This is a genomic window from Tepidimonas sp. (assembly GCF_046292505.1).
GTDB lineage: Bacteria > Pseudomonadota > Gammaproteobacteria > Burkholderiales > Burkholderiaceae_C > Tepidimonas.
The window spans coordinates 1-21443 of record NZ_JBKBQX010000011.1 but is presented as its reverse complement, the minus strand read 5'-3'; the positions used below and the strand labels follow the sequence as shown (position 1 = coordinate 21443).

The following is a 21443-nucleotide window of genomic DNA, read 5'->3' as shown; positions in this document are numbered from 1 at the left end:
GCGTTCAGTGTGCCTCGATGGCCTCGCCCGCGGCATCCCACCGTTGGGCGTCCGGTGGCGGAATGTGTTGCATGGCGCGCTCCGCCAGCGCGGCGATGGTGAGGCTGGGATTGACCCCCAGATTGGCCGCGATGACCGAGCCGTCGACGATGTAGAGGTTGTGCTGACCGAATGCCCGCTGTCGATGGTCGCAAACCCCGTCCCGGGGCGAGGCGGCCATCACCGCGCCGCCCAGGCAGTGGGCTGTCATCGGGATGTGGAACAACACTTCCGGCAGCGAAGCCATGACAGTGCCTCCGGTGGCGGCCGCGGCCAGTTGGGCGAAACGCTCCGCCTGGGGGATGCGGTGCGGCAAGGGCGGACCGTGGCTGCGCAGCCGGTGCGCGAAGGGCCACCACCAGGGCCGTTGCCATCGGAGGGTCAACGTCCCGTCCAGTGTCTGCATGCACAGCAGGATCATCGATTCGCGCGCCCAGTTGCGCGGCCCCAGCAGCCGCACGGTGGCGCGCGGTGCGGTCGCGAGCCCGCGCAGCAGGGCGCCCACCCACCCCAGGCGGGATCCATCGCCCCCCATCACGGTGGACAGCAGGGCCATCGCGTCGGAGCCGGCGGGGTAGCGTGTGGCCTCCACGGTGGTGTGTTCGTCCAGCTGGAATGCCGATCCGATGGCGACGCCGCGGGACAGGTCCTCTGCGCATCCCGGCCAGCGTACGCCGATCAGCGATTCGGCATTGGTGCGGACATGCCGTCCGAGGGCGGTGGACAGGTGGGGCAGATCGCCGCGGCGCCGGGCCTCCATCAGCAAGGCTTGTGTTCCCAACGAGCCAGCGGCGCATACCACGGCGCGAGCGCGCATTTGCAGGGGGCGGGCACGCCCGTCAGCGTCGGTGACCGCCAGCACGGCGTAGCCGTGTCGCCCGCTCGTATCTGGGCTGCCGTCTGGCGATGGCAGTGGGACGATGCGGGTCACCCGGGTTTGTGCGCGCACGACTGCGCCCCGTCGCTGTGCCAGATGCAGGTAATTGCGGTCCAACGTATTTTTGGCCCCGATGCGGCACCCCATCATGCAGCCGCCGCAGCCGGTGCAGGATTGCCGGGCCGGCCCCTCGCCGCCAAAGTACGGGTCGGGGTAGTCGCGTCCTCCGGGATCCCCCTCATCTCCAAAGAACACGCCCACGCGGGTCAAATGCCAACTGTCACCCAGACCAGCGACAGCGGCCATCTCGCGCAAACGGGCATCCGCTTCTGCCGGGCGGCGGTTGACGGTGACGCCAAGCATGCGCTCGGCCTGGGCATAGTGTGCGGGCATGATCCGCGCCCAGTCGTCCAGGCCAGCCCATGTTCCCGCGTGCCACACGCGCTCGGACGGCACGAGCAGGGTATTCGCGTAGGTGATCGAGCCACCTCCCACGGCGTTGCCATGCAGAACGACCACATGCCGGAAGACACGCAACCCGAAAAAGCCGCGCCAGCCCAATTCTGGGCGCCACAGCCAGCGGGCAAAGTCCCAATTGCTGTCGGGTAAGTGCTCGGCCGGCCAACGGCGGCCTTGCTCGAGCACGGTGACCCGATAACCCCGCTGGGCCAGCCGCAGCGCCGCGACGCTGCCGCCGAAGCCGGAGCCGATGACCAAAAAATCGGTGTCGTAGGTCGGTGCGTTCATCGCCCGGGATCGTCATCCGTGCACACCGGCCTGGGTATCGGGAATACCCGGTCGGGACCAGAGCTTTGTCGCTCGGGCGACGGATGCTCGAGCTACACCGCCACGCCGGCGTCGTCCGTCATGCGGGCGGCGACTTCGCCCAGATGGTGCAGTGTGTCGCCGAAGGTCAGCTCCAGTTGCGTCAACGTTTTGAAGCAGTGGCTGACGACGTATTCGTCCGTGACGCCGATGCCGCCGTGCAATTGCACCGCCTGCTGGCCCACGAAGCGCATCGATCGCCCGAGTTGCACCTTGGCCCGTGCCAGCGCCTGACGGCGTTGCGGGGCGGGCTCGCCGAGCTTGAGGGTGGCGTAGTAGCTCATGCTGCGCGCCAGCTCCAGCTCCATCTTCATGTCGGCTGCGCGGTGGCGCAGCGCCTGGAAGCTGCCGATCGGCACACCGAATTGCTTGCGCGTGTTCAGGTACTCCAGCGTCAGGGCGAGCGTGCGGTCCATCACGCCCACGGCTTGCGCGCAGGCCAGCGCAAGGCCCACGTCCACGGCCCAGGCCAGCGCGGTGTCGCCGTCGCGGCTGACCAGCCGGGCCGGCGCGCCGTCCAGCACCAGATCCGCAGCCCGGCTGCCGTCCTGGGTGGTGTAGCCGATGGTGGTTGCCCCGGGGGCGCCCCGTTCCACGCAAAACAGCGCCAGCGCACCGTCCAGCCGCGCGGGCACCAGCCAGGCGTCGGCGCGGTCGCCCGCCGGCACCACATGCTTGGTGCCCGCCAGTCGCCAGCCCGCCCCATCGACGGTGGCGGTGGTGGTGCAGTGGTCCAGCCGGTGTCGGCTCCGCCGCTCCGTGTGCGCCAGCACCATCCGGTCGCCCGCCGCCAGGCGCGGCAGCCAGTCGGTCTGCAGCGCGGCGTCGGCATGGTGCTGGAGTACGGCGGCGGCCAGCAGCGTCTGCGCCAGCGGTTCCATCACCAGGCCGTGGCCCAGCGCTTCCATGACGATCATGGCCTCCACCGGGCCCAGGCCCAGCCCCCCGTGTACCTCGGGCACAGTCAGTCCGGTCAGGCCCAGATCGGCCAGCTCGCGCCAAGCATCGGCGTCGAAGCCCCCCGCCGCGACGATACGGCGACGGCGCTCGAAGTCATAGCCTTTGTCGGCCCAGCGTTGCACGGCATCGCGCAGCTGGATCTGCTCGTCGGTGAAATCGAAATCCATGACGGTCTCCGGGATCGGGGATCAGCCCAGCAGCGTCTGGGCGACGATGTTGCGCTGCACCTCGTTGCTGCCGCCGTAGATGGTGGTCTTGCGCATGTTGAAGTAGCGCGGCGCCAGGGGGGCCAGCGCGGGGTCGCCCCCCATAGTGGAGGCCGCGGCGCGCCCCTCCAGGGCGTGCTCCAGGTAGGGCAAGGCCATCGGGCCGGCCACCAGCATCATGAGTTCGGTGGTGCGCTGCTGGATCTCGCTGCCGCGGATCTTGAGCAGCGCGGCGATGTCCAGCGCGGGCTTGCCACTCTTTTCGGCCGCGAGCACCCGCAGCACCAGCATCTCCAGCGCGACGATGTCCACTTCCAGCAGCGCGATCTGATCGCGCAGGCGCGCGTCGTCCCACACACCCTCGGCCTGCGCCAGGCGCTTGAGGCGCTTGAGCTCGCGCTTGGCGCGGTTGACGTCGGCGATGTTGGCGCGTTCGTGCGACAGCAGGTACTTGGCGTAGGTCCAGCCCTTGTTCTCCTCGCCGATCAGGTTGTCGGCCGGCACGCGCACGTTGTCGAACCAGACCTCGTTGACCTCGTACTCACCGTCGAGCAGTCGGATGGGCCGCACGGTGATGCCGGGCGACTTCATGTCGATGAGCAGAAAGCTGATGCCCGTCTGTGGCTTGCCCTCGGTGCCGGTGCGCACCAGACAGAAAATCCAGTCGGCGTGCTGGCCCAGCGTGGTCCAGGTTTTTTGCCCGTTGACGATGTAGTGGTCGCCGTCGCGCTCGGCGCGGGTGCGCAGGCTGGCCAGGTCCGAGCCCGATCCCGGTTCGCTGTAGCCCTGGCACCACCAGACCTCGCCGCTGGCGATGCCGGGCAGAAAGCGCCGGTGCTGCTCCGGTGTGCCAAACGCCATGATGACGGGCGCCACCATCACCGGGCCGAAGGGCAGGATCGGGGGGGCGCCCGCTTCGGCCAGGGCCTCGTCGAACAGGTGCTGCTGCACCGGCGTCCAGCCGGGCCCGCCGAATGACACAGGCCAGCGGTAGGCCAGCCAGCCCTGGCGGCCCAGGATGCGTGCCCACCCCTGAATGTCGTCTTTGCTCAGGCGCAGGCCCGCGTGCACCTTGGCGGCCAGCTCGGGGGCCAGGTGCGCCGCGATCCAGGCCCGCACCTCGTCGCGAAAGGCCAGTTCCTCGGGCGTGAATGCCAGATCCATGCATCGTCTCCTCGTCGGTCGAAGCCTTGTTTATGCACGGTCGTTCGGTTTTGCGCTGTCGGGGGCGCGACAGCGCCAGCCGCTACACTGCCGGGCCATGAGCGATGCCCCCCGACCGACCCCCCGCCCGCTGGTGATCCTGATTTCCGGCACCGGCAGCAACATGCAGGCCATCGTGCGCGCGGCGCAGGCGCAGCGCTGGCGTGAGCGCCATGGCGCGTTCGTCGCCGCGGTCATCAGCAACCGGCCGGACGCCAAGGGGCTGGCCTGGGCGCAAGCGCAGGGCCTGCCGACCGCGGTGGTGGACCACAAGGCCTACCCCAGCCGCGAGGCGTTCGACGCCGCGCTCGCGCAGGCGATCAGGCGCTTCGACCCCGACGGGCGCGCACTCGTGGCGCTGGCTGGCTTCATGCGCATCCTCACGCCCGGCTTTGTGGAGCGCTTCGCCGGGCGGCTGCTCAACATCCACCCGTCGCTGCTGCCGGCCTTTCCGGGGCTGCACACGCACCAGCGCGCCCTCGAGGCGGGTTGCCGCTTCGCCGGCGCCACCGTGCACCTAGTGACGGCGGAGCTGGACCACGGCCCGATCCTGGAGCAGGCGGTGGTGCCGATCCTGCCCGGCGACACGCCCGAGACGCTGGCCGCGCGCGTGCTGACGCAGGAGCACCTGATCTACCCGCGCGCCATCGAGCGCTGGCTGCGCGAGATGGCCGGCTGAGCCCGCGGCTGGCGCGTCGGTAGACGTCCCGACGCCAGCCGGCCGCGGTGTCAGCGTGCGGCGTACCAGACCACCCCGCCAACCACCACCAGCGCCACCACCGCCCAGCCGATGCGGTCGATGTGGCGGCGCAGCAGCGGCTCCATGCGCGCGCCGCCCCAGCGCATCAGCGCGGCCACCAGAAAGAAGCGCGCCCCCCGCCCGACGAGCGAGGCCAGCGCAAACGGCAGCAGCGGCATCGCCAGCGCCCCGGCGGCGATGGTGAACACCTTGTAGGGGATCGGCGAGAAGCCGGCGACGAACACCGCCCACGCGCCCCAGGCGTCGAACCACGCCACCGCCTGCTGGTAGGCTGGCCAGTGGCTGCTGGCGCGCAGCCATGGCTCGATCGCCGCGAACGCCAGCCAGCCGATGAGATACCCGGCCAGCCCGCCCAGCACCGAGGTCCAGGTGGTCAGCCACGCCAGCGACCAAGCGCGCTGCGGCTGGGCCAGCGCCATCGGCGCCAGCATCACGTCCGGCGGCACCGGAAAGAACGCCGACTCGGCAAAGCTCAGCGCCCCCAGGTAGCGCGGCGCGCGCGGGTGGCGCGCCCATTGCAGCGCGCGGTCGTAGAGCGGGGCCAACAGCCTCATCGCGGCGGCCCTCAGGCGGCGGCCGAATGGAACACCAGCCCCGCGTGTTCGCGCATCGCGTGGAAGCGGATCTTGGGCCAGTTGCCTTCCACCGCGCGCAGCGTGGCGGCGTGGTCGAGCAGGATGGCCGGCGCCTCCACCGCGTCCCACGCCATGCGGTGCAGGTTGGCGTCGATGAAGCGTTTGAGTTCCGCCTCGCCGCCGTTTTCCGGCGGGCAGGTGACCCAGCGCACCACATGGTAGGGGCTTGGCGCGATGCGCGCCTTGACGCCGTACTCGGTCTCCAGCCGGTGCTGCACCACCTCGAACTGCAGCTGCCCCACCGCCCCCAGCAGCAGCACCGAGCCCGCCATCGGCCGGAAGACCTGGATCGCGCCTTCCTCGCCGAGCTGCTGCAGGCCGGCGCGCAGCTGCTTGGTGCGCAGCGGGTCGGCCACCTCGACGCTGCGGATGATCTCCGGCGCGAAGAACGGCAGCCCGGTGAACTGCAACGCCTCGCCTTCCGTGAGGGTGTCGCCCAGTTGCAGCAGCCCGTGGTTCGGGATGCCGATGATGTCGCCGGCGTAGGCTTCCTCCAGCAGTTCGCGCCGCTGCGAAAGGAACGACACCACCGTGTTGGGCTTGAACTCCTTGCCGGTGCGGGTGATGCGCAGCCTCATTCCGCGCTCGAAGCGGCCGCTGGCCACGCGCACGAAGGCCACGCGGTCGCGGTGCGCCGGGTCCATGTTGGCCTGGATCTTGAACACCACGCCGCTGAATTTCGGCTCCGTCGGCGCCACGGTGCGCTGCAGCGCCGGCTTCGGGCCGGGCGGCGGGGCCAGATCGACCAGCGCGTCCAGCACCTCCTTGACGCCGAAGTTGTTGATCGCCGAGCCGAAGAACATCGGTGTCTGCGTGCCGGCCAGAAACGCCGCATGGTCGAACGGCGGGGTGGCGCCTTCGACCAGTTCCAGCTCCTCCTGCGCCTGCTGCCACTCGGCGCCGAAGCGCTGCGCGATGGCCGGGTTGTCGCGCCCGGCCAGGATCTCCTCGTCGCCGCCGCGGCGATCCTCCCCGGGGGCGAAGACGCGCATCTGCTCGGCGCGGCGGTCCCATACGCCGTGGAACAGCTTGCCCATGCCGACCGGCCAGGTGAACGGCACCACCGTCATGCCCAGCTCGCGCTCGATCTCGTCCAGCAGATCCAGCGGCGCCTTGACCTCGCGGTCCATCTTGTTGATGAAGGTCAGGATCGGCGTGTTGCGCGCGCGGCAGACCTGCAGCAGCCGCCGCGTCTGCGGCTCCACGCCGTTGCCGGCGTCGATCACCATCAGCGCCGCGTCCACGGCGGTGAGCACGCGGTAGGTGTCCTCGCTGAAGTCCTGGTGGCCCGGCGTGTCCAGCAGGTTGATGACGCAGTCGCGGTACTCCATCTGCATCACCGAGCTGGCCACCGAGATGCCGCGCTGCTTTTCGATCTCCATCCAGTCGCTGGTGGCGTGGCGCGCGGCCTTGCGCGCCTTGACGCTGCCGGCGATGTGAATGGCACCCGAAAACAGCAGCAGCTTTTCGGTCAGCGTGGTCTTACCCGCGTCGGGGTGCGAGATGATGGCGAAGGTGCGCCGGCGGCGCACCTCGGAGGCGAGGTCTGGCATGGGGCGCGATTATCCCGCAGCCCCGGAGCGCTCCGTGCCCGCGCCCCGTGCCCGCGGGCCGTCGGCGACAATCGCTCCATGTCCCGTTCCCCCCGTCCGACAGCACGCCGTTCCGCCACGGTGGCGCCCCTGGCCTTGGCCACCCGGTTGTTGCAGGAGACGCTGCGCTTTCAGCAACCGCCCGATGCGCTGCTCGCCGACGCCTTTCGCGGCCCCCAGCGGGTCGGCCCGCGCCTGCGCCAAGCCGTGGGCGACGCCCTCTACGCCGCGCTGCGCGATTTGCCGCGCTGGCATGCGGTGACCACTGCTTTGCAGGGGCAGGGCGCTGCGCCGCTGGACGTGGCGCGCTGCCGTACCCAACCCGGCTGGTGCGACAGCGTCATCCGGCTGGCCTGGCCCGCTGCGGCCCTACCGGTGTTGGCCGAGGCCGATGCGTCCGCCGCTGCCGAAGTCGGCGACTGGCAAGCGCGCGCTCGCGCGGTGGACCTGTCGCCTGTCCCGGACACAGTACGCCTGGGTCTGCCCGACTGGCTGATCGAGCGCCTGCGCAGCGCCGTCGGGTCCGAGATCGACGCCCTGGCCGCGGCCCTGCGCCGTCCCGCTCCGCTGGACCTGCGCGTCAATGCGCTGCGGGCCAAGCGCCCCGCCGTGCTGGCGGAGCTGCAGGCGGCGGGTTTGCCTGCCGAAGCCACGCCCCACGCGCCCTGGGGCATTCGCTTACCCAGCCGCGTGCCCCTGCAGGGGCTGGAAGCTCACGCCCGTGGCGCCATCGAAGTCCAGGACGAAGGCTCGCAACTGATTGCGGCGCTGGTTGGCGCCCGGCGTGGCGAAACCGTGGCCGACTTCTGCGCCGGTGGCGGCGGCAAAACCCTGGCCCTGGGGGCGGATATGCGCGACACCGGCCGCCTGTACGCCTTCGACACCGTGGCCCGCCGCCTAGAGGCCCTGCCGGCCCGCGCCCGGCGGGCCGGGCTGACCCAGGTGCACCCCATGGCCGTCGTGCACGAGCGCGACGAGCGTCTGCAACGCCTGGCCGGCAAGATCGACCGCGTGCTGGTGGACGCGCCTTGCAGCGGACTGGGCACCCTGCGGCGCCATCCGGAACTGATGTGGCGCCACACCCCCGCCACCGTCGCCGAATTGGCCTCCCTGCAGCAGCGCATTCTGGCTGCCGCGGCGGCACTCGTTCGGCCCGGCGGTCGACTGGTCTACGCCACCTGCAGCCTGTTGGCGGAGGAGAACGAGGCCGTGGCCGACGCCTTCACCACCGCTGTGCGCGGCGACTTCGTACGGCTGGACGCCGAGGCTCTGCTGGCAGATGTCCGCGTGGACGACCCGGCATCCGTGGTGGAAGGCGGCGCACTGCGCCTGTGGCCGCACCGCCACGGCACGGACGGTTTTTTTGCCGTGGCGTGGCAGCGGCGAGGGTGAAGCGGCTGTCTTGGCCGAGGCCGCCGATCATCATCCGCGGCGAGATTTCAGCAGCTCTGGTGGAAACCGCCAAGCGCTACTGACCTTGCCCCTGTTTCGTGGAGTTCTTAACCCCCGGCTCAAGCGGCATTGTTGCGCTGTGCCTCGGGCCGGGGTCGCTTGAATCCATCGGGCTGAGCTCGCACAGCGGCAAATGCAGCCGGCGGTGGTGGTAGTAAGCCACCCACCAGTCCAGCACCGCCTGCCGAGCCTGCTGGGGGGTAGCAAACTTGCGCCCGTGCACGCTGGCGGCTATCAGCCGCCCACAGAAGCTCTCGATCGGCGCGTTGTACGCTCGTTTTGGCGAAACTCGCTGCGCTCGTTTTGGCGAAACTCGCTGCGCTCGTTTTTCCAGCAGTTGCCCTTGCGGCTCATCGATGAACGCAGGTCCCAGTCCCGCATGGCCTGCTGGAACTCATGACTGCAGTATGGGCTGCCCCGGTCGCCATGGAAGATCAGCCCTGGCGGCGGACAACGGCGCCAGCATGCGATGGGCAGGGCATCCTTGCAGGAGCAAGATCAACCGTGTCGACCTCTTGTTCGTGCCTGCAGTTGGGAGGGTCGACCGCGCGTCCCCGATCATTCGATACGGCGCAACAAGCCGAACTCGTGGGGAGTTCGCCGCAGCTCGGAGGCACTCAGCACTTGACCTTCAGGTAAACGTTGCAGCATGCGCACGACCAAAGCCTCGTCACCCGGTTGCATGGTGATCGTGATACGGCGCACCGGCACTTCGCAGGCCAGCAACTCGCTGAGCAGTTCCGCTGTGCCGGTATGTCCGATAGCCGACTCAAACCCTTGTGCGATCCATTTTCGAGCTTCGTCCAAGGTCAGTGGGCCGTCCAAACGCCACAAGCCCCACGCTGTGAGTATGGGGCTGTTGATGAGCCAGCGGCGCGGCGTGGGTCTTGAAAACTGCTGATGAGAAAAGTCACCGTGAGTCATCTGGCAAAAGGTTATGCGGCTGTGACAACGCGTAAGGGGACATGCCGTTCGGAGGACGTCGTAGACGCAGGGTGTTCCTTCGCGCGAAGTGTGCCCTTATCTTGCCGCAAGCCAGTCCGCCGGCGACGACTCACAACCTTTGCGTGGCCCAGGGAGGCACTCAAGTCCCGTATTGCGTGATCTATACAAGAAAATCAATAGGTTACGTCAACTCATCGGCGGCTGACGAGTCCCTCATGGAGGGCCAACGGCAGTGACCTGCTGGCGTCAGCAACGACAAGCTTGTGGGGGCGCAGACTTGGGGGAGTAACGTGGCATACTCGCAGTCATGTCACACACAGGCCCCGCAATCCGCGGATGCCTAAGCGGTCATATTGCGAGCATGGCTCATGTCCGGCATCCCTCTGCGTCGCATCTTGTTGGTCGTCACCGGCCTCAGCCCGCAAGTCGTCACGGAGACGCTGTACGCACTGGCGGTGGGGGCTGATGCGGCAAGCCGCTGGATTCCCACCGAGATTCATCTGATCACCACGACCCGCGGCGCGGACAACGCCCGGTTGCAACTGCTGCACCCGGTCAGTGGCTGGTTTCATCGGCTGCGGCAAGACTACGAGCTGCCCGCGATCCAATTCGACGAAAGCTTCATTCACCTGATCGAGCGCGCGGATGGCAGCGCGCTGGATGACATCCGCGACGACGACGACAACCGCATCGCCGCCGACACCATCGCCGGCTGGGTGCGCCGGCTCACGCAGGATCCCGACAGCGCCGTGCACGCCAGCATCGCGGGCGGGCGCAAGACGATGGGGTTTTTCCTCGGCCATGCGATGAGCCTCTACGGTCGACCGCAGGACCGACTCAGCCACGTGCTCGTCAGCAGCCCCTACGAATCCTCGCCGGAGTTCTTCTACCCCACGCCGCAGTCGCAGGTCATCCGACGCCCGGGCAGTGCCAATGAAGTGCTCGACGCCGCGCAGGCGCGCGTCTGGCTGGGCGACATCCCGTTCGTGCGCTTGCGCTCGGCGCTGCCGCCCGACATGCGCGAGCGCGCCGACATCGCGTTTGCCGAGTCCGTGCGGGCCGTGCAAGCCAGCGTCACCCCGGCGCTGCTGCTGGACCGGCAGCAGCGCCTGGTGCTGGCGGGCGGAGTGCCCGTGCGTCTGGAGCGGGCTGACCTGGCATTCCTGGCCTGGGCGCTGCAGCGCCACCTGGAGGGCAGGCCGCTGCAGCGCCACCGCCGGCTCAACCAAGCCGAGGCCAGGGTCGATGCCGAGGAGTACCTGGCCGAGTATGCGCGGCTTGGCAGCGACCCCTCCGACACCGACACCCGCACCCACAGCCGGCTCAACAAGGATCGTGGCCTGCTGATGAGCTTCTTCGATGAGCGCCGCTCCCGCATCAAGCGCGCCTTCGAGACCACGCTGGGCGAAGGCCGCGCCCAGCCCTACCTGCTGCGGCGCTGGGGGCCGCGCGGCGGAAGCGAATACCGCTTCGGTCTGGACCCGTCCTGCATCACCCTGCGCTGAGGCCCCTCATGGCGACCCTGATCTCCTTCCTTGGCAAAAGCCAGCTCGACAACCGGCAAGGTTACCGCACGGCGCGCTACCGATTCTCCGACGGCGGTGAATGTCAAACCGCGTATTTCGGCCTGGCGCTAGCCGACCATCTGCAGGTTGACCGCATCTTGCTGCTGGGCACGCCCTCCAGCATGTGGGATCTGCTGGTGGAGACCACCGTTGGAGACGATGCCGACGAGGCGCTGCGCCTGGATCTGATGGAGGCGGTGCGCGCCGGTGCCGTCACCGAGCCGCTGCTGGAGGCGCTGCGCCCGGCGTTGGAGCGGCGCCTGGGCCGCCCGGTGGCCGCGCTGCTGATTCCTTACGCCGCAGACTTTGCCGACCAGCAGGCGCTGCTGCAGCGTCTGGCGGACCGACTTGCCCGAGGCGAGCGCGCGGTGCTGGACGTCACCCATGGCTTTCGCCACCTGGCGATGCTGGGCCTGAGCGCGGCGCGCTACCTGGCTCATGCCCGTGGCGTAAGCGTCGAGGCGATCTATTACGGCGCGCTGGACATGACCGAGGGGGGCATCACCCCGGTGGTGGAACTGTCGGGCCTGTCGCACCTGCAGGAGTGGGCCGAAGCGCTGAGCGCCTGCGAGGCCAGCGGCGACTTCGGGCGCATGGCGCCGCTGCTGGCGCGCGATGGACTGGCCGATGAGCACGTGCAGGCACTCAGCCGCGGCTGGCAGCTGCTGAGTGCGATGAACGTGGCCGATGCGGCACGCGTGCTGCGGCCGGTGGTGCGGGCGCTGGCCGAGCCGCTCCACGGGGCCTCCGAGCTCTACCGTGCCCAGCTGGCCAAGATGTTGCGCTGGGCACAGGCCGAGGCGCTGCACGAGCAGCTGCGCTTGCTGGCCCTGCAGGCGCTGCAGCGCCAGGACGTGCTGCGTGCGGCGGTGCTCGGGCTGGAGAGCTTTCTGGTGCGGGAAGTGACCGCCGCTGGGGGCGATCCGCTCGACTACCAGGCGCGCGAGCGCGCCGCGGCGCAGTTCCAGCAAGCGCTGCGCGAAGGCGAGCACGCCGACTGGAAACGCAGCGCCTATTGGCTGCTCAACAACGTGCGCAACGCGCTGGCACACGCCTCGCGCCCGACCTATCGGCCGCATGCGCAGCTGATGCAGAACCCCGAGCGCCTGCGCCGCGAGCTGGAGGCCACGCTCAACCGCCTGACCAACACCGCCGCGTGAGGATCAAGCCGCAAGCTTGCGAGCCCACCGCTGCCCGACCTTCACGGATAAGGTACGCCCATGACCGAGATGACCGTCACCGCCGCCCGACCGAAAAACGCTGCTGGACCGATGAGAACCTGTGCGTATCAGCTGACGTTCCTCACCCCGGCCTTCCTCGGAGATGCGCAGCAAAGCGGCCGCTGGCGCACGCCACCGTTCAAAGCCCAGCTGCGCCAGTGGTGGCGCATGGTGTGGGCCGCCGACCACGGCTTTGCCGGAAGCGTTGACGTCATGCGCCGGGAGGAGGGGTTGCTGTTCGGCAATGCGTGGCTGGAAAACGATTTTCGCAAGAGCCTTGTGCGGCTGCGGCTGGAGCGGTGGGATTTGGGCAACGAAACCCCGCAATCCTGGGGCAGACAGGAGCTCGACAGGCATAAAGAGGGAGTCAGCCATCCTGAAGTCGGATCAATTGGCCCCAAGCTGTATCTTGGCTACGGTCCTCTCGTCGTCGAAAAGGTTCAGCGCGCAGCGCAGCGGCCCGAATACGCAACCGTCCTCAAGAACAACGCCGCCATCCAGAACGGCGAAACCGCGACGCTGTCGCTGACCGTGCCTCAGGCGCACGCCGAGCGGATCGAACGCGCTTTGTGGCTCATGCACCAATTCGGCACGGTGGGGGGGCGCAGCCGCAATGGCTGGGGCTCGTATGCGCTGGAGCCCATCAACGGCACGCCGCAGCTTGAAGGCGACCTGCCGTTGCGCCCCTGGCGCGACTGCCTCAAGCTCGACTGGCCCCATGCCCTTGGCCAAGACGAGAAAGGTCCGCTCATCTGGCAGACCGTACCCCATGATGATTGGAAGTCCCTGATGAAGACGCTGGCCATCATCAAGATCGGGCTGCGAACCCAATTCCGCTTCACCAGCGGAAAAAACGCGCCCAATCCGGAGGCGAGACACTGGCTCTCTTACCCGGTGACCAACCACTCGGTTCAGCCGTGGGGAAACAACGCCCGCCTGCCCAACCAGCTGCGCTTCAAGGTGCGTAAGACTGCTGAGGGCAAGCTCGTGGGCGTGATCGTTCACGTATCCCATCTGCCGCCACCGGCCTTCCAGCCCGATCGAGCCACCATCGAGCGCGTCTGGAGGCAGGTGCACGCGTTTCTCGATGCGCCCGCTCAAAAGCTGACCCGCATCCAAGGTCCCCAGTCATGACCCACGCCATGCATCACGATCTTTTCTGGCAAACCAAGGTCGCCGCCCGCATCCACGATCCGGCGGAAAAGGCTCTCGTTTTGCTGCGCGACCCGGCGGGTCACGAAAACGGCACGAGCCGTGCCCTCAGGCGCCTCCTGGGACTGGATCAGCCGCCTGCTCACATCGACCCCGACAATGACGAGGTGCTCTCCCGGGTGCTCTTCAAGAAGGGCCTGCCGCGTGAGATTTACCGCCACGTGCAGCGCGCCGACTGGTGGGCCGCGGCGGCCGACCGGCCGCAGTGGCCGATGCAGGAGATCACGGTCAAGACCCAACAAGGCGAAGAAAAAACCCTCAAGATCGCCGATTGGGCGCAGGTGCGCTGGGCGCAAAGGCCCGTGCTCATCCATCCCCTCACGGGGGCGCAGTTCGATCTGGGCAGCCTTTCCGACACCGAGCTCGAGGACCTCAAGCAGCGCAGCTTCGAGCATTTCTCGCGCCTGCTCGTGGCCTTGGGCGCCCAAGGGGATGCGCCCCAGGACTGGCGCAAGATCCTGCTGGCGTGCTGGCGCTTCGGCCCGGAGCTTCTGGAAACCGACGACAACGGCAAGCTTGGCGCGCTGTGGCCGCTGCTGCCGGCCGACACCCGCGTGCCGGATCACTCGATCTGGGACCACCTGGATCTCACCAGCGCGTTTGCCGGGGCGTTTGCCGCCGATCCACAGGGCGAAGCCGCGCTCCTAGCCCTCTCGATCGGCCCGGTGCAGCCCTTCATCGCCGCGGCGCGCTCCACCTCCGACTTGTGGGCCGGGTCGCATCTGCTGTCACGCCTGGCGTGGGAGACGATGCGCCCGGTGTGCGAAGCGTTCGGGCCGGATGCGATCCTGTTTCCGCGCCTGCGCGGCATCCCCCAGGTCGATCTGTGGTTGCGTGACCAGATGGGCCTGCCGGATGCTCTGTTTGAGGGCTGTGAATGGCGCAAGACCCGCACCGACGCCAACCCGCTGTTCTCCGCAGCCCTGCCCAACCGCTTCGTGGCGGTGGTGCCTGCCAGCCGCGCCCAAGCCATCGCCGAAGAGGCCTCGCAGGCGGTGCGCCGGTGGCTGGCCGAGCTGGGCGAGACGATCGTGCGGCGTCTGCTGGAGGTCGCTGGCCATGATCCGCAGTCCACGCCCACGCCTTTTGAGCAGCTGCGCGAGCAGCTGGCCGGCTTTCCGGAAGTGCACTGGGCGGTGGTGCCGTTCTCGCTGATTCGGGCGCGCAACGAGGAAAGGCAGACCGATCTCGACGTCAGCGGCCTGTTGGCGGCCATGGCCCCCTTCTTCGGTGCGTCACCGGGTGAGTCCTGCGGCTTTCTCGACACCCCGGCTTGGAAAGCGCTGGCCAAGGACATCGACTGGGGCGACGGCACCACCTTCTTCGCGCCGAACCCTGGGGTGCTCTATCCGGCGGTCTACGACCTGGCTGAACGCGTGGTGGCCGCGGCCAAGGCGGCGCGCCCTTTCGAGCAACGACCGCAGGAAGGCTGGCGCGATTCACTCTCCGGCGAGGTGGAGTGGCTGACCACCGACCGGATCCAGCTGGCGCAGCCGCCGGGGCAGCGCAAGGACACGTTGTGGACGCGCATTGCGGGGCGCAAACCCGCCTGGGCCAAGGAAGGCGAGCATCTCGGGGCGCTCGCCGCCATCAAGCGACTGTGGCCCACCGTCTTTGCCGAGGAGGTGGGCAAGGCGCTCAAGTCAGGCCAGGACGGCAAGAACAAGGCCGTCGATCGCTTCGTCGTCACCACCCACACGATGGCGCTGGCCCATCAGCTCGACCTGTGGCTCAAGCGCGGGGGGCACACCGCATCAGAAGCGACCGAAGCTCTCAAGGATGCCGAGCCGGTCGCCCTGCCGCGCAAGCTCACGCGCGGCCATGCGAAAAATCCCGCACTGGAGAATGCCAAGCGGTTGCCGGGGTTACTCGAAGCCGCACGAGACGACGAGGGCAAGAAGGACGCCGAGGCCTGCGCTGAGGCATCCAGGCTGCTGAAGAAAATCCTGGGCACGGCACTGAATCAGGACGAAGCCAAGCTCGAAACCTACTACGCCATGCTGATGATGGATGGCGACCGCATGGGCGCCATCCTCTCTGGCGAAGACAAGACCTCGATCCCCTACCGCCAGAGCTTTCATCCGCAGGTGCAGGCCGGCTTCGACCAGCACGCCGCCCGCCAGCCCCTCATCCGGGGCTATGGCGAGCAAACGCGCCCCGTCTCGCCCAACCGGCATCTGGCCATCTCCGGCGCGCTCAATGACTTCTCCCAGACCGTGGTGCGCCACGTGGTCGAGGAGGAGCACCTGGGCCGGGTGATCTACGCCGGCGGCGACGACGTGCTGGCGATGCTGCCCGTGGCCGATCTTCTGTCCTGCATGCAGCGGCTGCGCCATGCCTATTCGGGCACGCTGCCGGAGGATGAAAGCAAGGATTGGGGGGATCTGCGCAAAGACCCGAACACGCTCCACTGCGAGGGCGGATTCGCCTATCTTCGCGGGCGGCTGATGCGCATGATGGGCATGAACGCCACCGCCTCGACGGGGGCCGTCATCGCCCACCACCAGGCGCCGCTGGCGGCCGTGTTGCGCGAGCTGCGGGCCGCGGAAAAGCGGGCCAAGACCGAGGGTGGGCGCGATGCCTTCTCGATCGCGGTGATCAAACGCTCCGGCGGGGCGCTCTATCTCACCGCCAAATGGGGCGAGCCGCTGGCGTTGCTGGCCGACCTGATCGACTTCCTGCGTCAGGAGACTACCTCGCGTCGGGCGGTCTACCACAGTCTCGAGTGGCTGCGCGACCTGCCAGACCCGAAAGCGGCGCCGGCAATGCTGGAGAGTTTGCTGGCCTACCAGCTGGCACGGCAGTGCGGCGTTGCGACCAAGCTGCGGGCTCCCCAGCTGGCCCAGCGGCTCACAGCCTTGTCCCTGCAGCAAAGCGGGGAGGCGCGCGCTTGGCTGGCCAATTTCCTATCGGTGGCTGAGTTTCTCGCCCGCGAAACCCGGGGCAAGCCGAAGTCGACGATCCAATCGGAGAAGCAAGCCGCATGATCACCTCCGTCGTCTTCCTCGAGCCGCTGGACGTCCTGTTCCTGCGCGGCAACAAGCTTTTTGGCGATCCCGGCAGCTACGGTGAATCCCTGGTCCCACCCTGGCCTTCGGTGGCTGCGGGTGCCTTGCGCAGCCGCATGCTCGTGGATGCCGGCATCGATCCGGCCGCCTTTGCCCGCGCCGAAGTCCGGCACCCGGCACTCGGCACGCCCGAGGCGCCCGGCTGCTTTGCTGTCACGGCCTTTCACCTTGCTCGGCGCCATGCCGACGGGCGTGTGGAAGCCTTGTTCCAGCCCCCCGCCGATCTCGTCATCGACGAGGACACCACGGGCAGGCCCACCGTCAAGGCCCTGGCCCCGACCGCGCTGCCCGCGGGCGTGCAGAGCTCCGCGCCGCTGCCCCGTCTCGCGGTGCTGGCTGAGCGCGAACGCGGCAAGCCGGCCTCCGGCTACTGGCTCACCGAGGCTGGCTGGCAGCGCTACCTGAACGGCAAACGACCCGAGGCCAAGGATCTGGTCAAAACCAGCCACCTGTGGTCGCTCGATCATCGCGTCGGGGTGGGTCTGGAGTCCACGACCCGCCGTGCCGCCGAAGGGCGGCTCTTCTCGGTGCAGGCCGTGGCCATGCGCAAACGCGAACATCGAATCGAACCGGTTGATGCTGGTTACGACGTCGGCTTCCTGGCTGTCGTCGAAGGGACGGGGGCGCCGAAGGCAGGCAGCGTGCGCTTGGGTGGGGACGGCCGTGCCGCCGCGGTCCATGCGGTCGAAAAGACGCTGCCCGAGCCCAACTACGAGACCCTTGCCCAGACACGGCGCTGCCGTCTGGTACTGACCACGCCGGGGCTCTTTGCGGCTGGCTGGCTGCCCAACGGGGCCCTGCCGCACGACAAGCGCGAGGACGGCGCCGTGCGCTTCGCGCTCGCGGGCGTTGCGGGCTGGATCGTTGCCGCCGCCGTGCCGCGCTTCGAGGTTGTCTCCGGCTGGGATCTGGCCAAACGGCAGCCCAAGCCCGCCCAGCGCGCCGCGCCCGCCGGCAGCGTCTGGTGGCTGGAACTGGACGAAGGGGTGACCGCCGACGGGCTGCGCCAGCTTGCGGCGCAAGGACTTTGGTCGGAACCCTGCGAAGAGGCCAGCCGCCGCGCCGAGGGGTTCAACCGGTTTACATTCGCCGCTTACTGAGGGAGTTCACCATGTTCGAAAAACACGCCGCCGTGTTCCTCTACGCCGTCAGCCCCGTGCACATGGGTGCGGGGCAGGCCATCGGCGTCATCGACAACCCCATCCAGCGCGAGCGCCACACCGGGCACCCCTGCTTCGCCGGTTCCGGCATCAAAGGCGCGGTGCGCCACGGATTTGCGGCGCTGGGGGGCGAGACGGATCAACTGAACCGGCTCTTCGGTCCCGACGCGGGCTCCTCCGAGCTTCACGCCGGCGCCGTCTCGTTTGGCGACGCGCAGACCGTGTGTCTGCCGGTGCGCAGCCTGCGCGGCGGCTACGTCTACGCCACCAGCCCGCAGGCGATCGCGCGCGCGCAGCGGCTACTTGCGCTCATCGGCATCAAGCCCCACTGGCCCGACCTGCCGACACTGGCCGAAGGCGAGTGCCTCGTGGCGAACCCGGCGCTGCTGTCGGGCGACAAGCTTCACCTGGAGGCTTTCGAATACACCGCCAGCGGGCAGGACAACGCCGCGCTCAAGACCATCGGCGGCTGGCTGGCGCAGCATGCCCTACCGCAGGGCGAGGGCTACGCCTACTTCGCCGCCAAGCTCGCAACCGATCTGGTGGTGCTGTCGGACACCGACTTCGCCTACTTCGCCGAGCACGCGACGCTGGTGGAGCCGCACGTGCGCATCGATGATGAGACCGGCACCGCCAGCGATGGGGGGCTCTTCTACACCGAGAACCTGCCGCCGGAGTCGCTGCTGGTGGCGCCGCTGATGGTCAGCCAGACGCGTACCGGCAAGGGCAAGGAGGCCGAGACAGCGGCCGCAGCCGTCATGGCGCAAATGAAAGCCGTGCTCGATGGCCAGCTCCTGCAGATCGGTGGAGATGCCACCACCGGGCGGGGGCTGGTCGTGACCCGCATCGTGGAGGGCCACTGAGATGAGCACGCTGTCGCTGAAAAAGTCGCAACCGTCTGCCACAACGCAAGCCGCCACAGCCAGCCGCATGACGCTGGAGCAGCGTCGTGCTCAAGACGCCTGGCAGCGCGCCCAGCACTACACCAAAGAGCAAGCTAAGATCGCCAAGGGGTTGCCCGCCCTGATCATGAATTCCGGACTGATGCAGGTGCTGGCGTTTTGCCATGAAAAGGGCGGAGCCTACGAGCTCGTGGCTACCGACTTGCGCACTTGGCTTGCTTGCCGCTTCCTCGGCACGAATCGCGACCCGGGCTTTGATGCCTTCATGCAGGTGCTCATGACGGCCGGTCCGCGCGACTTCCAGGCCTTCACGTCAGAGGCGTTTGCGTGGCTGAAGTGGCTGCGGCAAATGGCTGCGGCGCGGATGCAAGGAGACTGACATGCCGGTGGCTGCCGTGCCCAAGTACTTGGGCCATGATTTCACGGAGGCGTCGCCCGCGCTGCGCTTCGGCATGTACCTGAACCTGTGGGGCATCAACCGACGCACCAGGCAGCTCTTGTGGACAACGCACGACCTCGATTACGAGGTGAGGGGACAGGAGCGGCGGGAGCGGGAGATTAAGATCGAGAACAAGACCGCGGCCCTGAAGGAAAGCGGCGCCTTGCGCACGCGGGACAAAGCTCTCATGCAGGCACTGTCCTGCCGGCTCGGCGCTTGCGCCCAAACCTTGCCGACCGAGACCGTGTTGCGCCTCGAGGCCAAGGCCATCTCCCCCTTCACCACCGGGCTGGGCAACGAGCATCCGCTGGAAAACGGTTTTGCCTTCCTCAACCCCTACGGTCTGCCGTACCTGCCCGGCAGCGGGGTCAAAGGCGTGCTGCGCCGTGCGGCGCAGGAACTGGCCAGTGGCCAGTGGGCAGACACCCGCGGATGGAGCGAGGAGCCCATCGCCACCGTCACGCTGGACAACCGGCGGGTTGCGCTGTCGGTCATCGACGTACTCTTCGGCCGTGAACCCGCCCGCGGCGAATCGGAGCACGTGCGCGGCGTGCTCAGCTTCTGGGACGTGATCCCGCAAATCCAGGGCGATGGCCTGCTGGTGGAGATCATGACCCCGCACCAGTCGCACTATTACCAGCAAAAGCCCGAACGCAAAAGCGGTGGCAGCACCACTCCCCACGACAGCGGTCAGCCTACCCCCATCAGCTTCGTCACTGTGCCGCCCGGGTCGAGCTTCCGGTTTCACGTTGTGTGCGACGCGGCCCGCCTGGGGCGGTTGGCGCCGGGCCTGCTGCAGGACGAGCATGGCGAGTCGCGCTGGAAAAGCCTGCTGCGGGCGGCCTTCGAGCACGCCTTCCAGTGGCTGGGCTTCGGCGCCAAGACCGCGGTGGGCTACGGCGCGATGGTGATGGACCCAGAAGCGACCCAGCGTGCCCAAGCAGCCGCTGCCGAAGCGGCCGCGCGCGCGCGGCGCGAGGCTGAACTGGCGGCCCTGAGCGAAAACCAGCGCAAGATCGCTGGCCTGCAAGAGAAGTTTCAACAACGGCAAGCCCAGCTGCATGGTCGCAAAGAACGCTGGGGCCAAGCTCTTACCGCCGAAGTCCAGGCACTGGTCAGCCAAGCCAAAGGTGATGGCTGGACCGATCAGGAGCGCCACCAACTCGCCACCATGCTGCAGCAGTGGCTGGTGCAAACCGTTGAGATCGAATGGAAGGAGGCCCGTAAACGTCTTGATATAAGCCGATGGCTCACCCCTTCCTGAATCACCGTCGTACGCCGTAAGGCCACTCAGCGTCTTGATGATGGATGTGACGGAGACGTTGCCGATTGCCCGCTACCGCTTCATCGCGCGGTCCGAGCGTGATCTTGTGCTGCCTGACTACGCCGGCTCGCTGCTGCGGGGCGTCTTTGGTGCGGCGTTGCGACGGCTCGTCTGTGTCACCGGTGGACAGCGCTGTTCATCGTGCACCCTCTACCGACGCTGCCTGTACCCCGCGATCTTCGAAACACCGCCACGCCCGACCAGCCTGGAACAACAGTTCAGCCAAGTTCCCAACCCCTACATCGTCGAACCGCCGCCCTTTGGCACGCGGGTTGCGCTCAAAGGGCAGCACCTGCACTTTCACATGGTGCTGGCGGGCGAGCCGGTGATCGCGCAGTTGCCGTTGCTGATCAGTGCTTGGCAACTAGCCTTCCGGCAAGGCCTGGGGCCCCAACGCGTCAGGCTGCAACTCGAGCAGGTCCAGTGGTGTGCGCAAGATCAAACCGTTCACGATGTCTGGACAGCCGACACGAATCGTGTGGTCGCTCACCGCCCGTCACTCAAGATCACCACCCCACCGCCGGACGGCGCCACGGTACGTCTGAACGTGACCACGCCACTGCGGCTGCAACATCAAGGCAAACCACTGGGTCCAGACGCTCTGAACGTGCGAACGCTGCTGCTGGCAGCTATGCGCCGAGCCAGCCTGATGCTGGAGTTGCACGTCGGGATCCGACTCTCAACGGGAGCACAAGCACTGCTTACGCTCGCTGAGCACATGCAGGATCAGCGGGAAGCCTTGCGTTGGTGTGACTGGACGCGTTATTCCAGCCGACAGCGGCAAGAAATGGTGTTGGGCGGAGTGGTCGGCCTGTGGACCCTGCATGCACCAACGTGGAGCCACGCGTGGCCATGGCTATGGCTGGGACAATGGCTACACCTTGGCAAAAACGCTACCATGGGCATGGGGCAGTACACCGTCGAGGTAGTCCCATGCTTCTGAGAAACCTCCCGGCGGACCTTCCGAGATCCGCATCCGATCGCGTAAGTACTTGTCATACCGAACGATATTGCCGGGGTGCAGTCCGAACCAAGCCCTGATTTCAAAGGGATTAAGAC

17 protein-coding genes and 1 pseudogene are annotated in these 21443 nt (G+C 68.0%); 11 read left to right on the top strand and 7 right to left on the bottom strand.

Annotated features, from left to right (window positions below):
- Window positions 1–4: 4 nt before the first annotated feature.
- The 3 genes from ACK4TH_RS06800 to ACK4TH_RS06790 form a co-directional block, all read right to left on the bottom strand.
- Entirely contained in the window at window positions 5–1663 is a 1659-nt protein-coding gene (locus ACK4TH_RS06800; protein WP_409624126.1) for a GMC oxidoreductase, read from the bottom strand.
- A gap of 92 nt (window positions 1664–1755) precedes the next feature.
- A complete protein-coding gene (locus ACK4TH_RS06795; RefSeq protein WP_409624123.1) occupies window positions 1756–2868 on the bottom strand; it encodes an acyl-CoA dehydrogenase family protein in 1113 nt (370 codons plus the stop codon).
- Between the two features lie 21 nt (window positions 2869–2889).
- Complete coding sequence (locus ACK4TH_RS06790) at window positions 2890–4071, bottom strand: acyl-CoA dehydrogenase family protein (RefSeq protein ID WP_409624119.1); 1182 nt, start codon at window positions 4069–4071, stop codon at window positions 2890–2892.
- Between the two features lie 97 nt (window positions 4072–4168).
- Here ACK4TH_RS06790 and purN point away from each other — a divergent pair, with 97 nt between their 5' ends.
- A complete protein-coding gene (gene purN, locus ACK4TH_RS06785; RefSeq protein WP_409624116.1) occupies window positions 4169–4789 on the top strand; it encodes a phosphoribosylglycinamide formyltransferase in 621 nt (206 codons plus the stop codon).
- Window positions 4790–4839: 50 nt separating this feature from the next.
- Here the strand turns inward: purN and ACK4TH_RS06780 are convergent, their stop codons facing one another.
- The gene (locus tag ACK4TH_RS06780) at window positions 4840–5424 is read right to left on the bottom strand and encodes a YqaA family protein (RefSeq protein WP_409624113.1); all 585 of its coding nucleotides are present in this window, start codon (window positions 5422–5424) and stop codon (window positions 4840–4842) included.
- Window positions 5425–5435: 11 nt separating this feature from the next.
- Window positions 5436–7058, bottom strand: a complete 1623-nt coding sequence (locus ACK4TH_RS06775; protein ID WP_409624110.1) for a peptide chain release factor 3 — start codon at window positions 7056–7058, stop codon at window positions 5436–5438.
- Between the two features lie 78 nt (window positions 7059–7136).
- On the opposite strand from ACK4TH_RS06775, the gene ACK4TH_RS06770 reads away from it, so the two are divergent.
- Window positions 7137–8489, top strand: coding sequence for an RsmB/NOP family class I SAM-dependent RNA methyltransferase (locus ACK4TH_RS06770; RefSeq protein WP_409624108.1), 1353 nt, complete (start codon window positions 7137–7139; stop codon window positions 8487–8489).
- A gap of 119 nt (window positions 8490–8608) precedes the next feature.
- Here the strand turns inward: ACK4TH_RS06770 and ACK4TH_RS06765 are convergent.
- Window positions 8609–9035, bottom strand: a pseudogene (locus ACK4TH_RS06765) (DDE-type integrase/transposase/recombinase); the annotation flags it as partial.
- Between the two features lie 72 nt (window positions 9036–9107).
- On the bottom strand, window positions 9108–9473 hold the full coding sequence (locus ACK4TH_RS06760) for an STIV orfB116 family protein (protein ID WP_409624106.1): 366 nt from the start codon (window positions 9471–9473) through the stop codon (window positions 9108–9110).
- A gap of 389 nt (window positions 9474–9862) precedes the next feature.
- Here ACK4TH_RS06760 and csm6 point away from each other — a divergent pair, with 389 nt between their 5' ends.
- The 9 genes from csm6 to cas6 are packed head-to-tail and all read left to right on the top strand — an operon-like array spanning window position 9863 to window position 21327.
- Entirely contained in the window at window positions 9863–10999 is a 1137-nt protein-coding gene (gene csm6, locus ACK4TH_RS06755; protein ID WP_409624103.1) for a CRISPR-associated ring nuclease Csm6, read from the top strand.
- Window positions 11000–11007: 8 nt separating this feature from the next.
- The gene (gene csx2 / locus ACK4TH_RS06750) at window positions 11008–12219 is read left to right on the top strand and encodes a TIGR02221 family CRISPR-associated protein (protein WP_409624101.1); all 1212 of its coding nucleotides are present in this window, start codon (window positions 11008–11010) and stop codon (window positions 12217–12219) included.
- A 60-nt stretch (window positions 12220–12279) separates the two neighbouring features.
- Window positions 12280–13413 carry an RAMP superfamily CRISPR-associated protein gene (locus tag ACK4TH_RS06745; protein ID WP_409624099.1) on the top strand — a complete coding sequence of 378 codons (1134 nt, stop codon included), beginning with the start codon at window positions 12280–12282 and terminating at the stop codon, window positions 13411–13413.
- Window positions 13414–13421: 8 nt separating this feature from the next.
- Window positions 13422–16478, top strand: coding sequence for a type III-B CRISPR-associated protein Cas10/Cmr2 (gene cas10 / locus ACK4TH_RS06740; protein WP_409624097.1), 3057 nt, complete (start codon window positions 13422–13424; stop codon window positions 16476–16478).
- Window positions 16475–17659, top strand: coding sequence for a type III-B CRISPR module-associated Cmr3 family protein (locus ACK4TH_RS06735; RefSeq protein ID WP_409624095.1), 1185 nt, complete (start codon window positions 16475–16477; stop codon window positions 17657–17659). The genes cas10 and ACK4TH_RS06735 overlap by 4 nt, the downstream gene beginning before the upstream one ends.
- Before the next feature lie 11 nt (window positions 17660–17670).
- Window positions 17671–18582, top strand: a complete 912-nt coding sequence (cmr4, locus tag ACK4TH_RS06730; protein WP_409624093.1) for a type III-B CRISPR module RAMP protein Cmr4 — start codon at window positions 17671–17673, stop codon at window positions 18580–18582.
- 1 nt (window position 18583) lies between these two features.
- The gene (locus tag ACK4TH_RS06725; RefSeq protein WP_409624091.1) at window positions 18584–19000 is read left to right on the top strand and encodes a type III-B CRISPR module-associated protein Cmr5; all 417 of its coding nucleotides are present in this window, start codon (window positions 18584–18586) and stop codon (window positions 18998–19000) included.
- Window position 19001: 1 nt separating this feature from the next.
- Window positions 19002–20324 (top strand): type III-B CRISPR module RAMP protein Cmr6, encoded by a 1323-nt coding sequence (cmr6, locus tag ACK4TH_RS06720; protein WP_409624089.1) that lies wholly within the window; start codon window positions 19002–19004, stop codon window positions 20322–20324.
- 37 nt (window positions 20325–20361) lie between these two features.
- A complete protein-coding gene (cas6, locus tag ACK4TH_RS06715; RefSeq protein WP_409624087.1) occupies window positions 20362–21327 on the top strand; it encodes a CRISPR system precrRNA processing endoribonuclease RAMP protein Cas6 in 966 nt (321 codons plus the stop codon).
- The last annotated feature ends 116 nt before the right edge of the window (window positions 21328–21443 follow it).

Coding starts and splice junctions, on each gene's coding strand:
- cmr6 (WP_409624089.1), top strand. CDS start 19,002: ATGCCGGTGGCTGCCGTGCCCAAGTACTTGGGCCATGATTTCACGGAG.
- csm6 (WP_409624103.1), top strand. CDS start 9,863: ATGTCCGGCATCCCTCTGCGTCGCATCTTGTTGGTCGTCACCGGCCTC.
- cas10 (WP_409624097.1), top strand. CDS start 13,422: ATGCATCACGATCTTTTCTGGCAAACCAAGGTCGCCGCCCGCATCCAC.
- ACK4TH_RS06780 (WP_409624113.1), bottom strand. CDS start 5,424: ATGAGGCTGTTGGCCCCGCTCTACGACCGCGCGCTGCAATGGGCGCGC.
- cas6 (WP_409624087.1), top strand. CDS start 20,362: ATGATGGATGTGACGGAGACGTTGCCGATTGCCCGCTACCGCTTCATC.
- ACK4TH_RS06725 (WP_409624091.1), top strand. CDS start 18,584: ATGAGCACGCTGTCGCTGAAAAAGTCGCAACCGTCTGCCACAACGCAA.
- purN (WP_409624116.1), top strand. CDS start 4,169: ATGAGCGATGCCCCCCGACCGACCCCCCGCCCGCTGGTGATCCTGATT.
- ACK4TH_RS06790 (WP_409624119.1), bottom strand. CDS start 4,071: ATGGATCTGGCATTCACGCCCGAGGAACTGGCCTTTCGCGACGAGGTG.
- ACK4TH_RS06770 (WP_409624108.1), top strand. CDS start 7,137: ATGTCCCGTTCCCCCCGTCCGACAGCACGCCGTTCCGCCACGGTGGCG.
- ACK4TH_RS06760 (WP_409624106.1), bottom strand. CDS start 9,473: ATGACTCACGGTGACTTTTCTCATCAGCAGTTTTCAAGACCCACGCCG.
- cmr4 (WP_409624093.1), top strand. CDS start 17,671: ATGTTCGAAAAACACGCCGCCGTGTTCCTCTACGCCGTCAGCCCCGTG.
- ACK4TH_RS06775 (WP_409624110.1), bottom strand. CDS start 7,058: ATGCCAGACCTCGCCTCCGAGGTGCGCCGCCGGCGCACCTTCGCCATC.
- ACK4TH_RS06795 (WP_409624123.1), bottom strand. CDS start 2,868: ATGGATTTCGATTTCACCGACGAGCAGATCCAGCTGCGCGATGCCGTG.
- csx2 (WP_409624101.1), top strand. CDS start 11,008: ATGGCGACCCTGATCTCCTTCCTTGGCAAAAGCCAGCTCGACAACCGG.
- ACK4TH_RS06735 (WP_409624095.1), top strand. CDS start 16,475: ATGATCACCTCCGTCGTCTTCCTCGAGCCGCTGGACGTCCTGTTCCTG.
- ACK4TH_RS06745 (WP_409624099.1), top strand. CDS start 12,280: ATGACCGAGATGACCGTCACCGCCGCCCGACCGAAAAACGCTGCTGGA.
- ACK4TH_RS06800 (WP_409624126.1), bottom strand. CDS start 1,663: ATGAACGCACCGACCTACGACACCGATTTTTTGGTCATCGGCTCCGGC.